11 protein-coding genes are annotated in these 12668 nt (G+C 48.1%); 10 read left to right on the forward strand and 1 reads right to left on the reverse strand.

Annotation, left to right across the window (positions count from 1 at the left end):
- Window positions 1-782: 782 nt before the first annotated feature.
- The 7 genes from COY37_RS04030 to mltG all read left to right on the forward strand — a co-directional run bounded on the left by COY37_RS04030 (window position 783) and on the right by mltG (window position 7843).
- On the forward strand, window positions 783-1136 hold the full coding sequence (locus tag COY37_RS04030) for a DUF948 domain-containing protein (RefSeq protein WP_286976263.1): 354 nt from the start codon (window positions 783-785) through the stop codon (window positions 1134-1136).
- A 152-nt stretch (window positions 1137-1288) separates the two neighbouring features.
- Window positions 1289-1660, forward strand: a complete 372-nt coding sequence (locus COY37_RS04035) for an ATP-binding protein (RefSeq protein ID WP_286677735.1) — start codon at window positions 1289-1291, stop codon at window positions 1658-1660.
- Between the two features lie 21 nt (window positions 1661-1681).
- A complete protein-coding gene (locus COY37_RS04040) occupies window positions 1682-2479 on the forward strand; it encodes a SigB/SigF/SigG family RNA polymerase sigma factor (RefSeq protein ID WP_286677736.1) in 798 nt (265 codons plus the stop codon).
- Between the two features lies 1 nt (window position 2480).
- Complete coding sequence (locus COY37_RS04045) at window positions 2481-3587, forward strand: AI-2E family transporter (RefSeq protein WP_286677737.1); 1107 nt, start codon at window positions 2481-2483, stop codon at window positions 3585-3587.
- Window positions 3588-3599: 12 nt separating this feature from the next.
- A complete protein-coding gene (alaS, locus tag COY37_RS04050) occupies window positions 3600-6236 on the forward strand; it encodes an alanine--tRNA ligase (RefSeq protein ID WP_286677738.1) in 2637 nt (878 codons plus the stop codon).
- Between the two features lie 6 nt (window positions 6237-6242).
- Entirely contained in the window at window positions 6243-6668 is a 426-nt protein-coding gene (gene ruvX / locus COY37_RS04055) for a Holliday junction resolvase RuvX (protein ID WP_286677743.1), read from the forward strand.
- Window positions 6669-6739: 71 nt separating this feature from the next.
- Window positions 6740-7843 (forward strand): endolytic transglycosylase MltG, encoded by a 1104-nt coding sequence (gene mltG / locus COY37_RS04060; protein ID WP_286677744.1) that lies wholly within the window; start codon window positions 6740-6742, stop codon window positions 7841-7843.
- A gap of 83 nt (window positions 7844-7926) precedes the next feature.
- Here mltG and COY37_RS04065 read toward each other — a convergent pair whose 3' ends face one another.
- Window positions 7927-8436 carry a flavin reductase family protein gene (locus COY37_RS04065; protein WP_286677739.1) on the reverse strand — a complete coding sequence of 170 codons (510 nt, stop codon included), beginning with the start codon at window positions 8434-8436 and terminating at the stop codon, window positions 7927-7929.
- 347 nt (window positions 8437-8783) lie between these two features.
- Here COY37_RS04065 and COY37_RS04070 point away from each other — a divergent pair, with 347 nt between their 5' ends.
- The 3 genes from COY37_RS04070 (at window position 8784) to COY37_RS04080 (ending at window position 12581) form a co-directional block, all read left to right on the forward strand.
- Entirely contained in the window at window positions 8784-9581 is a 798-nt protein-coding gene (locus tag COY37_RS04070) for an RNA polymerase sigma factor (protein ID WP_286677740.1), read from the forward strand.
- A gap of 267 nt (window positions 9582-9848) precedes the next feature.
- Window positions 9849-11465, forward strand: a complete 1617-nt coding sequence (locus COY37_RS04075) for an Ig-like domain-containing protein (protein WP_286677741.1) — start codon at window positions 9849-9851, stop codon at window positions 11463-11465.
- A gap of 108 nt (window positions 11466-11573) precedes the next feature.
- Entirely contained in the window at window positions 11574-12581 is a 1008-nt protein-coding gene (locus COY37_RS04080; RefSeq protein WP_286976270.1) for a prenyltransferase/squalene oxidase repeat-containing protein, read from the forward strand.
- Window positions 12582-12668: the final 87 nt, after the last annotated feature.

A 12668-nucleotide genomic window follows, 5' to 3' on the forward strand; every position in this document is an offset into this window, starting at 1 on the left:
GTGTGGGAGGGTCGGCGGCGAAAGCCGCCCCCTATCCCGATCCGCATTTACCCACTGAACTGGTAATTGCTACCATATATCCTGGTAAATACCCTTAGTTTTCCATCAACGCTAAAGGATGCTGCATGTTCGCCGATATTAAGCTAAGTCGCAAAAACGATTGATAATAAAATATCGCGAACGTCTCGCATCGTTTTTACTATTTACCAATAACCGCACTAGTATTCTTACATCGATACTTACATCGATAAAAAAATCGTCACAATTTCTATTTTGCAGACCTGGCAATTATTTAGCTGGTAATCGCAAAAGAAGCAACCTTTTAGAAAGCACGTTCATAGAAACACGTCCATAGTTAAGGCCCGTACAGCGGGTGCGCGTGTCGCTTAGCGAAATGCGCTTGCACAACGCGTTTAGTATGTCGGCGGTCTAGCATTAGTATGGAAGTAGGGATTTATAATGGATAGCCATAATCAGAACCGTAATACCGTGCATATTTCAAATGATAAGCAATACCTGGAAACAAAGATTGTGCGACGTTGTGCCGTCTCAGATTTATCAAGGCTCGTAACTTTCCGCGAGAAGTGTTACGTTTGTTCGATCGATTATCGTTTGTGCGAATTCGGCCCGTGCCAGAGAAACTGGCCGGCCGGTGTTTTCAGCTAAACCTGCATCCGCAAGGAACCGGCGTTAGGAGTAACCAAGTACTCTTAACGCCGGTTTTTTCATGTGTAGAAATAAAAAATACCCTGTGCTAGAATTTCAGAAAACAGGAGGAAAGCATGATACCATATCTGGTGTTAGGGATTATCCTTACGATTGCGCTGTCGGTACTAATAGGGTTTGCAGTGTCGGCTCTTATACAATTGAAAAAAACATTGGTTAATGTTGATACCCTGGTCATGAATATGGATGGGCAGCTTAAGCCTCTCTTAAGCGAGTTAAACGATACGGTAAAGCGGGTAAACAGTGAAATTGGCCGTCTGGATGAGATCATCGGCAACATTAAAGATATCGGGGATAAAGTCAGTGCGACGACCCGGGTTGTCCATGAGATAATATCATCACCGCTGATACGGATAGCAAGCATCTCGTCGGGGGCCAAAGAGGCGATTAAGAAGTTGGTAGGAAAATAGAGGTCGTAAGTCAATAATAAACTAAAAGCGCGAATCTGACATTAACCCGGCACTAATTGGAGATTAATCAGACATTAATCAAATAAGTGAGAGTAGCGAGTTTACCGTTGCTCAGTGAGTAGCTTTTTGTTTTTTGAGGTGATGGAGAACATATGAACGAAATCGACAGAGTAGAACTGAGTTTACCGGCACAAAAAGAGTACGCAAGGCTTTTAAGACTTGCAGTTGCCGGAATCGCAAGCCGCATGAACTTTAATTACGATGGCGTTGAAGACCTTAAAATAGGCGTTGAGGAGGCCTATCTTTTAGCGATTAACGATCCCAAACAGAAGAGATTCGACCTGGCGTTTGAGATTTATCCCAACCGGCTGGAAATTCTGGCTACGGAAATCCGGGCGATCGGAGACTTAGAGGAACTGAGCCAAAAATTCGGCTTCTCGATCCTGCGCTCAGTGATGGATGAGATTGAGTGGAACAGGGTCAAGGGTGCCGGACATCTTCGCATGGTTAAAAATATTTACTAAGCATTGAGGGGGCATTTTATTTTGGCCGGCTCACCGGATAGAAAGAAAAAGAAGAACAAAACGTTAGCTTGGGATAAAGAGAGGACATTAGAACTTTTTAAACAATACAAAGAAACGTGGTCCCCTGAGATACGGGACGAATTGGTCGCCATGTATATAAACCTCGTCGAGTATCTTGCGCGCAGGTTTAGGAACAGGGGCGAGCCGATTGAGGACCTTATCCAGGTAGGAACGATCGGTCTAATCAAGGCGATCGATCGTTTTGATGTACAGCGGGCGGTCGAGTTTACTACATATGCAACTCCAACGATCGTCGGCAAAATCAAGCGCTATTTCAGGGACAAGGGATGGGCTGTAAAAGTGCCGAGGCGGCTTCAGGAGCTAAACCTTTTAGTCACTCAGGCAATGAATACGCTCACGCAAGACCTCAAGCGATCCCCGACAATTGCAGAAATAGCCGAGCGTATCGGTGTAACTTCCGAGCAGGTGATTGAGGCAATGGAGACAAGTGAAGCCTACAGTTTTGTCTCTCTTGATAGGGATTTGTCGTCGGATTCCGATGATAGTTTTTCGCTTTTAGAGTATATTGGAGAGGACGACAAAGAGCTTACCGGCATAGAGGACAGGACCTGGCTGGCCGAGGCGCTTGCCGAGTTGAGTAAACAAGAGCAGCGGATACTGTATTTAAGGTTTTTCCGCGGCCTGACCCAGACTGAGATTGCGCGAGAACTCGGGATATCGCAGATGCACGTTTCACGGTTGCTTAGAAGAACGCTTGAAATATTGCGCGAGAAAATGTTCCAAGATCGGGAGGCATAATTTGAAAACTGAAGACGGTCTGGAGCGCATCAAGGCCATCGGCATCGCCGCATGGACCTGGGTTGGCGTTATCATATTACTAAGCATGCTGTTGTTTGTGCTTTATAGCATAAACACCGTGCTTATGCCCTTTCTTTATGCGCTTGTATTTGTCTATATCTTACGGCCGGTCGTAAATTACTTAGATGACAAAGGACTTCCCAGGGTCTTTGCTCTTATTCTTTCCTATCTGGGAATAATTTTAATACTCACGCTGTTCGGCACGTATATCGGCCCTATCCTTTACAAGGAAAGCAACGGGCTGATAAACAAGATTCCCGAATACGTGACGACGACGAACGGTTATATAACAGACCTGGTAAAACAACATCCGTTCTTAAAGGGCGACCAGACCGCCGAGTTTCTGACCGGACTGGCCAATTCCTTTAAGTCGTTCCTGCAAAAGGCGGCCCTCTCGGTTCCCGAGATGACGGCAAGCCTGTTCGGCGGCATGATAAACTTTGTGCTTGCGCCGATTATTGCGTTTTATATCCTGAAAGATCTTGATGTTATCCGGACGACGGTTCGCGAGATGATTCCCGAGAAGCACAGGGTTGAGGGGATGCAAATAGTTAAGAAAATCGACCAGATCGTCGGGGGCTTTTTAAAAGGCCAGGCGCTGGTTGCGTTGACCGTGGCGATTCTCTCGGGCATTGCACTCTATGCGCTGGGCGTTGATTATGCAATACTGCTGGGCTTTATAATAGGCGTATTTAATATAATTCCGTATCTCGGGCCTATCGTCGGGGGGGCGCCGGCGGTTATAATCGCTCTTGGTACATCATGGCAATTGGCGTTAATAGTGGTTGTGGTATTACTAACCGTCCAGCAGATAGACAGCATTTTAATATCTCCGCGTATCATGAGTTCTCAGGTGAATTTGCACCCGGCGGTCGTAATATTCGCCCTCCTTGCGGGGGGCACATTACTTGGATTTGTAGGTATGCTTATAGCCATACCGATTGCGGCTGTCGGCAAGGCGCTATATCTGCACTTTAGAGAGCGCAGCAACGGCTCTGGGCCCGAGGAGCCCGATGTTCAAGAGCTTGAGTCGGCGGCCAAAGTTTAAGGGGAAATGTGGATGAAATCAAGTGAAATAAGACAATCGTTTTTAGACTTTTTTGAAAGTAAGGGCAGCAGGGTACTGCCAAGTTCATCGCTGGTTCCCGATGACCCAACCCTTCTTTTGACGGCGGCCGGTATGGTTCAGTTTAAACCGATATTTCTCGGCGAGACGAAAGTGAGTTTTTCGAGAGCCACAACCGTGCAAAAGTGCCTTCGTACGACCGACATTGAAAACGTCGGCAAGACCGCCCGGCATCTGACGTTTTTTGAGATGCTCGGTAATTTCTCGTTCGGCGATTACTTCAAGAAAGAAGCTATAGAATGGGCCTGGGAGTACGTTACGGAGCACCTAAGACTGCCGCTTGATAAGCTGTGCGTAACCATCTATGAGGACGACGACGAGGCCTTTGAAATTTGGCGCGACGTTGTCGATCTCTCGGAGGATAAGATTTTCAGGATGGGCGAGGACAATTTCTGGTCGGCGGGGCCTACCGGGCCTTGCGGCCCGAGTTCCGAGATAATGTACGATCTCGGGGCCGATTTCGGTTGCGGTGAAGCGGGGTGCACGGTGGGTTGCGATTGCGACCGGTTCCTTGAATTGTGGAACCTGGTGTTTATGCAGTACAACAGGGACGAAAACGGCAACCTGCATCCGCTGCCGAAAAAGAACATCGATACCGGGGCGGGCCTAGAGCGAATCGCCAGAATCATGCAGGGAGTTAAGAACAACTTCGAAACGGATGTGCTCAAGCCGATTATAGATACCGTCGCGAAGATCACGCGGGTAACCTATGGAGCGAGCCCCGAGAAGGATGTCTCGTTAAAAGTGATCGCCGATCATTCAAGGGCGGTCGCCTTTCTTATAAGCGACGGCGTTCTGCCATCAAACGAAGGTCGCGGCTATGTTTTGAGGCGGCTCTTGCGAAGAGCGGTCCTTCATGCCAGGCTTCTCGGCGTCGAGCAGCCGTTTATCAACCAGGTAATCGACTCGGTCGTCGAGACTATGAGGGATGCGTATCCTGAGATAGTTGATTCCAAACCGTTTATCCAGCGTATCGCGGGGCATGAGCAGACACGTTTTATGGAAACGCTGCGCCAGGGTTTAAACATCCTCGACCAGGCGATAGCCCAGGCCAAAGCAGAAGAGCGCGAGAGCCTAACGGGTGACTTCGTATTTCGACTTTACGACACGTTCGGATTCCCGCTTGAGCTGACCATAGAAATCGCAGAGGACCGCGGGCTCTCCGTTGATGAAGAAAGCTTCCGGAATCTTATGGAGGAGCAGCGCGTGCGTGCGCGGGCTTCCTGGGCGGGGGAGCGCGAGCTTAAGCACGCCGAGGTTTACGAGGAAGTGCGCGAGGAGTTTGGGAAAACCGATTTTCTTGGCTATGAGGTCGATGAGGCCGAGGCCAAGGTAAAAGCGATAATAAAGAAAACCGTTGTGGTCACCGAGGCGGTGGATGGCGACGATGTTGAAGTTATCCTGGACCGTACGCCGTTTTACGCGGAAAAGGGCGGTCAGGTTGGCGATAAGGGCGTTATTGAAACGGAATCAGGGCATGTGCGAATCACCGATATGCAAGAGCCGCTTGAGGGCGTCTACGCGCATATCGGAAAGGTTGTTTCGGGCAGGATTACGATTGACGAGCCGGTTAAAGCTACGGTCGATATCGCACGCCGCCAATCGATCAAGCGCAACCATACCGCAACCCACCTGTTGCAGTGGGCGCTTCGCCGCGTTCTCGGCGACCATGTAAAGCAGGCAGGCTCGCTCGTAGAGCCGGATCGTTTTCGTTTTGACCTGACGCATTTTGCGGGGATCACCAAAGACGAATTGCGGCGCGTCGAAGAGCTTGTAAACAGTAAGATATTTTCAAACCAGCCGGTCCGCACGTTTGTAACGTCTTACGAGTTTGCGCGGGAGACGGGCGCGACAGCGCTATTCGATCAGAAATACGGCGAGTTCGTGCGCCTGGTTGAAATAGGCAACTTCAGCAAGGAGCTGTGCGGCGGTACGCACGTATCAAATACCGGCGAGATCGGCCTCTTCAAGATAACGAGCGAGGGAAGTGTCGGCGCAAACACGCGCCGTATCGAGGGCGTCACAAACGGAGCCGCGCTTACCTATCTCTACAAAGAAGAGGATGCGCTTCTTAAAGCTGCGGGCTTACTTAAGACCGATCCGTCGCAGCTTACCGAGAGAATCGAAGGCCTGCTGCAGACGATTAAGCAGCAGTCGCAAGAGATCGAGTCCTCCAAGAAGAAGCTTGCGAAAGACGTTATAGGCGACCTTCTCTCTGAGGCGAAGCAGGTCGATGGAACGAAAGTCGTGGTCCAAAAAGTGGACGGCGCGGATATGGACAGCCTGCGCTCATACGCCGACCTAATAAGGGATAAGGTGGGGTCCGCTATCCTGCTATTGGCAAGCACGGCCGACAACAAGGTTATGCTGATCGCGGCGGCCACCCCGGATATGGTGAAGGCCGGTTTTAACGCCGGCAATTTACTCAAGAAAGTCGCGCCGATTGTTGGCGGCGGCGGCGGCGGGAGACCCGGCCTTGCGCAGGCGGGAGGCAAAGAGCCCGGTGCCATAGACAAGGCGCTTGAAGAGGGCTGGAAAGAGATCCGGGAGATGCTTGGCGTAAAAGCTTAAACTGTGATGAGAATATTAGGTGTGGATTACGGGTTGCGCCGAATTGGAGTGGCGATCTCCGACCCGACGGGGAACATGGCGCAACCTTTAGTTGTGATAGAGAACCGGGGAAATGGAAGCGATATCCGGAGGATATCGCAGTTTGTTGATGAATATAAAGTGCAGGAAGTCGTTGTAGGCTTACCGGTCTCGATGTCGGGTGAAAAGGGGATTCAGGCACAAGCGGTATTAGCATACATCGAGAAGCTTAAACCCGTTCTCAAAGTGCCGGTCAAAACCTGGGATGAACGCTTGACAACATCATTCGCCGAACGTACCTTGGTAGAGTCAGATGTAAAACGGGGTCGCAGAAAAGAAATCATAGATAAAGTAGCAGCAGCTATTATACTTCAGGGTTACCTAGATTCTAAAAGGGCAGGGGAAGCCAGATAATAGAGCAACAGCCCGGAAAGCACGCGATAAAGAAACCCAAAAGGGGCATTGTAAAAAATATAATCGCAGCGATTGCACTAGGAGTAACCATCGGTGCGGTTGTCTTTGTGTCCCTGTATGCATGGAATACCCTCAACAGTAAATCAGATGAGCCCCAACAAGATGTCAAGGTAACAATAACCAACGGCATGACCGGCACCGAGATAGGAAACCTTCTGCAAAACAAGAAAGTCATTAAAAACGCTCTGATTTTTAGAGTAATGATTCGCAAGCAAGGCGTCGAGTCAGACTTCAAACCGGGCGAGTATACCCTCAAGACCAACACGGATTACGATCAGGTTATAAAGGTGCTCACCGAAGGTCCGCCGGTAAGGTATGTCGATGTTACGATACCCGAAGGCTGGACTATTAAGCAAATATCAGAGCGAATTGCGGCACATACGGGTATTAACAGGGAAGAATACCTGCAACTTGTGACTGCGGGCCAAACCGGAATCGATTATCCGTTTTTAAAAGACAATGGCGCCCCAACGAAGAATTTGGAGGGCTACCTCTATCCGCAGACCTATAGGGTTGAAAAGGATACGACGGCAGAAGAGATGGTAAACATGCAACTGGGCGAGTTCCAGAAACAAACCGCCAACCTGAATTGGGATGCTGTCAACGCTCTGGACAGAACGCCGTATCAGATTTTAATCATAGCCTCGCTGATAGAGCGCGAGACCAGGGTAGATAGCGAGAAGCCGATCGTGGCGTCGGTTATCTACAACCGGTTGAAGATAAATATGCGCCTGCAGATCGACGCGACCGTGCAGTATGCTCTTCCCGAGTGGAAGGAGCAACTGACCTATGACGACCTTAAAGTGGAGTCGCCGTATAACACGTATAAGTACGCGGGGCTTCCGCCGGGCCCGATTTGCAATCCGAGCTATTCGTCGATTGAAGCGGCGCTCAACCCGACAACGACCAAGTATCTTTATTCTGTCCTCGATAAGGACAATTCGGGCAGACACGTGTTTACTAATTCGTATAATGAGTTCTTAAACGCGAAGGCGCAGTACCAGGCCGGTCAACGAGAGCAAAAACTCCTGCAAAAGCAAGATGAATATCAGCAAGACTATCAACAGCAGCAAATGCAACAGCCAGCCGATACGACGGATCTGCCGCTTAACTAAAGGGCGTGCGCAGGTTTTGAGTCGCCTCCTACATAATTACTTCCCGATTCCCGGTGCATTGATGTTTCAACCACGTAACTGCTCTATTTATACGAGCCGATTTGCTCCCCAAGCGTATAATAATTCCCGTGATAGAGGTAAAGCGGGCTACCCTTAACCGGCTCGTGGTAGCCGACAACCTCGCCGACATACAGCGTATGAGTGCCAAGATCAAGTGAATGTATAACTTTGCACTCCAATACCGTGTATGCCGCCTTTACCAGCGGGCATTGGACGATTCTCCCCTCGAAGGTCTCTACGTTGAACTGCTTAAATTTGTCGACTCTATTCCCGGTCGTCCTACCGATAAGTTTGGCAAGCTCCATCTGCTCGGGTGAGATCGCATTTACGGCAAACTCGCCGCTTGGTTCAATAAGCGAGCGCGTATGTGAGTGGTGGCTAAGCGATACGCATACCTGCGGCGGCGCAAACGTAACGCCTGCAAGCATATTTGCGGTCATAATTCCTATCTGATCGCTAAAGGCGCCGGTAATAAAGACAACGGGGCCTCCAATTGCTCCCATAGCTTTTTTGCCGGTGAATTCTCTTCGCATATGTCCTCCTAACAACTTAGTCCTGATTTTATATTATTAATATTACCAATTTTAGCGTAAGGGTTGGCAAACACATGTGAATCGAGCGATGATACCTAAAACACTTCGAGAAAACACCGGCTTTGATCAGGTATATACCCGCCCGAGTACCGAGTATAGCGTCGGCGATAGGTTTAGTATATCATGATATCATGCTTGCATTTTAATAATTACCGATATTAACCACACGCTATTGCAGAAAACCCGTAACTATTTGGCAGATATTATGTAAGCGGTTTGCAATAAAGCCGACTTTCCGATGTGAAATTATACTATCAGGCGGTGGTTACACATTCTGGAGACCTAGGATGCAAAAGCTTTCTCAGCCCAAAACGATACTTTGCCCGCTTCCGCAAATCGGTGAAGCCAGTGCCTTATGTGCCCAGGATAAATGCAGCGCTTTTGATCGGACAACCAATGACTGCCCCTACATGATGGCGGTCCGCAAATTCAGCACCCCCCAACAGGCTCAAGAACCAAACGACTCTCTTTTATCGCATGGCTATAATTTTTTGACTATCTACGAAAAGCACTCTAAGCGCATTTACAATATCGCCTACCACATGCTTAAGAATAAAGAAGACGCCGAAGACATTTCGCAAGAGACGTTCATCCGCGCCTATAAGAACATACCGACTATTGACCCTGGCGTGCCTGTTTATGCATGGCTATGCCGGGTGGCAACCAATCTCTGCATAGATAAAATAAGAAAAGAAAAAGACCGTCGGCCCGCTCACATCGATATATGCGTAAATCCGAGCATCATTGAGAAAAAAATGGCTCATCTTATTCAAGTAATAGACGAGGAACCGGCTATTGAGCCCGATGAACAGGTGGCGTTGATCAATAAAATCATGGATCAAATGCCTCCCCGATACTGCCAGATACTCATGCTTCGCATCTGTGAGGGTCTTCCGTCAAAAGGGGTTGCGGAGATGTTGAACACTACGCCTTCGGCGGTAGATACCTTGTTCTTCAGGGCAAAAAAGAAATTCAAGGCCATATACCGGCAACTAACGCTCTTCTTAGTGATTAATATTCTGATAAGTTATCTCTTAGATAACATTGATGCAATCGCATTCCAAATCGGCGAAAAATTGTTGTAAAAAATATCTACGATTAGTGAAAGATTTCACCAAAAGAAACGTCTTATCATATAGATAATTGTTTGACGTTCTAGGTGAAGGTGTGCCACTCCGATCTGGGTCTCTCACATGTTAAAAGACCGCTCAGTATAAAGAAACGCCTGCTACCGTCATTAATTATGAGCACTTTTTGTTCCTATTCTTACCGTTAAAAGGGTTCGATTCTTGTTAATTAATCACTTACTTAGTGCTGATCAGAATTACTAATAGGAAAGGAGGTGAAATTTTATGAAAAAACGTGTATTAGTATTGGCGCTTGCACTTATAATGGTGCTTGCGTTATCCGTATCCATAGCTTTTGCAGGTAAAGCTCCATCGCCAACGGTTAGTATTACAGCTCCAGCTAATGGTGCTACCGTTTCTGGTGCTACAGTTGCTATTTCGGCCGATTGTGCTAGTGGTGGTAGCGGCTACACGGTTACGGGTGTTACCTATGCTGTTGATGGCGGTACTGCTGTTGCCATGACCGGCCCGAACGGAGCTGCATCGGGCACTTGGACCGCTAACTGGAATTCTACCGGCGTTGCCGATGGTTCACACACCATCGCCGTTACCGCAACGAACTCGCGTAGGAAAGCAACCACGAGTTCAGTTACCGTAAACGTAAGTAACGGTGGTGGAAGCGGTACTGGCGCATATGCGTTACTTGCCTATAACGACCTCGGAATGCACTGCGCATGCCCGAATACGGATTACATGATCTTGTTGCCGCCGTTTAACACGGTTCGCGCTCAGGTAATAAAGAGAATGAGTTCTAGCCCAGAGGTCGTTACCAGCGGTATTACCGTTGAGTACGATTCGGTGGAGAACACCGAGCAGAACCTATTGCAAGACGCCGAGTATGTCAAGTGGTTGGATAACGCCGAGCACTACTTCCCGGGTTGCGGTATCAGCAGAACCAATATCGTCGGCCTTACCGGCAACAGGCTTGATGGCCAAATGAAGGTTGATGGTAATAACTGGATTGCTGACGGAATTCCGAACTATCCGGCTATTGATCCGAATGGTCTTCTTGACTACTTCGGCCAGAAGAGAAATCCTTATCTGACGGTGAACGTTACCGCTAAGGACACTGCGGGTACGGTACTTGCGAAGACATCTACGGTAGTTCCGGTCTCCTTCGGAGGCTGCTGTAATTGCCACTACAAACTGGCGCAGGATGTTCTTGGAGTATCCAATCCTACACAGGATCAGTCATTTAAGGTTATGTGTGATGCGCACCTTAGAGATACCGGCGTTAATATCTATGCGATGAAGCCGGTTAGGTGCTCAACATGCCATGCCGACCCGGCGGTAGGCGAGAATACCAACAAGAACTGCACCACAACATTCTCGCAGGCGCTGCATGTTTTCCATGCCAACAATGCAAAAGTGAAAACATATGCTCCGAATATTGACAATGATTGCTATCAATGCCATCCGGATGCAACCAGCGTAAAATGCTATCGCGGCGTACATCAGAACAGCGGCTATGATTCTGACCTTACGTTGTGGTGTAGCGATTGTCACGGCACGATCCTTAACAGGAAGGATAGAACGGATTACAGCACACCGTGGAAGTACAACTCACTTCCCAAGTGCGGTCAATCTGATTGCCACACGGGCAGTTATACGGAGAACGCTTCGACCGCTTCGCTTTTCGGCCTGTATCTCTCAAGCTCAGGTCACAAAAGCGATCGAATTGATTGCCTAACCTGCCATGGCTCACCGCACTCAGAGTTACCTTCAACGATGAGTAAGGATAATGCTCAGAACCTGGCGGTACAGAACGATTCCAGGGCAATTGGTGTCTGTGATACTTGTCATATAGGCAAGGGCACAACATGGAAAGTACCACCGCATTAAAATATTTGTGGTGGAAAATGTAACAAAAAAACAGAGAAGGGCTTCTTTCTAGCCCTTCTCTGTTATATTTAATTTAGCATGAATGTTGTTATTAGCCGGGGGTTAAAGATGAGAAACAAAACATGGATTTATTCCCTATCGCTTATTATACTGCTGATGATTGCTTCTACGGGGTGCACATCCACGCCGCAAGCCCCCAAAACTCAGGAGGGTAATTTAGCAAACCAACCATTAAAACTAACAAAAGAATTCAAATTTGACAAAAAGAAGACGGGGGAATTTGTTGAAGGCGCTCAACTTGGGAAAGATTTCCCTCTTTCCACAACTTATGGGTATTATTATGTGTACTCGATGAGCGCCCTGGGACAAGAAATAAAAAAGCAGCACCAAGACAAGCTCATATCCGCTCTAAAGAAAACCCAAGCGGAAGACGGTGGGTTTACCTGGGATACGCATACTAAGGGTTCTGATATGTACGATACCCACTGCGCTGTTTGGACGCTAAAAAAGCTTGGAGCGCTTGATCAAATGGATACCGCAAAAGTTGAGGAGTTTATCAAGTCATGTTCAAACAAAGACGGCGGTTTTTGTCTTAGTCCCGGCCAGGAATCGCGGCCGATTGATACATACTATTGTGTTGCAACCCTGAATACTCTTGGAAAACTATCCAGTGCAGATAAATCCTCGATAGAAGGATATCTTAAGCCCCTTCAAGCAAAAGACGGGGGTTTTGCGCTAAGAAAAGACATCCCGGGGAACGTGCAGTGCACATATGCCGCTTTGCATGTGTTAAATATGATGGATTTGCTAGACATAGTAGATAAGGAAAAAACCACGGCCTTTTTAGTAAGCGACCAGGCAAAAGATGGCGGTTTTGGCTACATGGTTGGTGATAAAAATATCAACAGCCCCGAGAACGCATATTATGTGCTTTCATCCCTGCGCCTCCTTGATTCATTGGATAAAATCAAGGCGAAACCGCTTTCGACTTTCTTAAAAGATCGTTATGTGGGCGATGGTGGCTTTTGCGATGTCTATTACGGTAATTCAAAGTACCCATCTACCTATTACGGAATAGGATGTCTAGCTGAGCTAGGATATGTTAAGAATCCCTAAATTGTCAATTAGGTCTAGTATCAGAACACCATAATTATTGTGTCATTCTAAACGCCGGCAATTGTCATTCTGAGCAGGTCCTTCGCT

Source organism: Candidatus Aquicultor secundus (assembly GCF_002791875.1).
Lineage (GTDB): Bacteria > Actinomycetota > Aquicultoria > Aquicultorales > Aquicultoraceae > Aquicultor_A > Aquicultor_A secundus.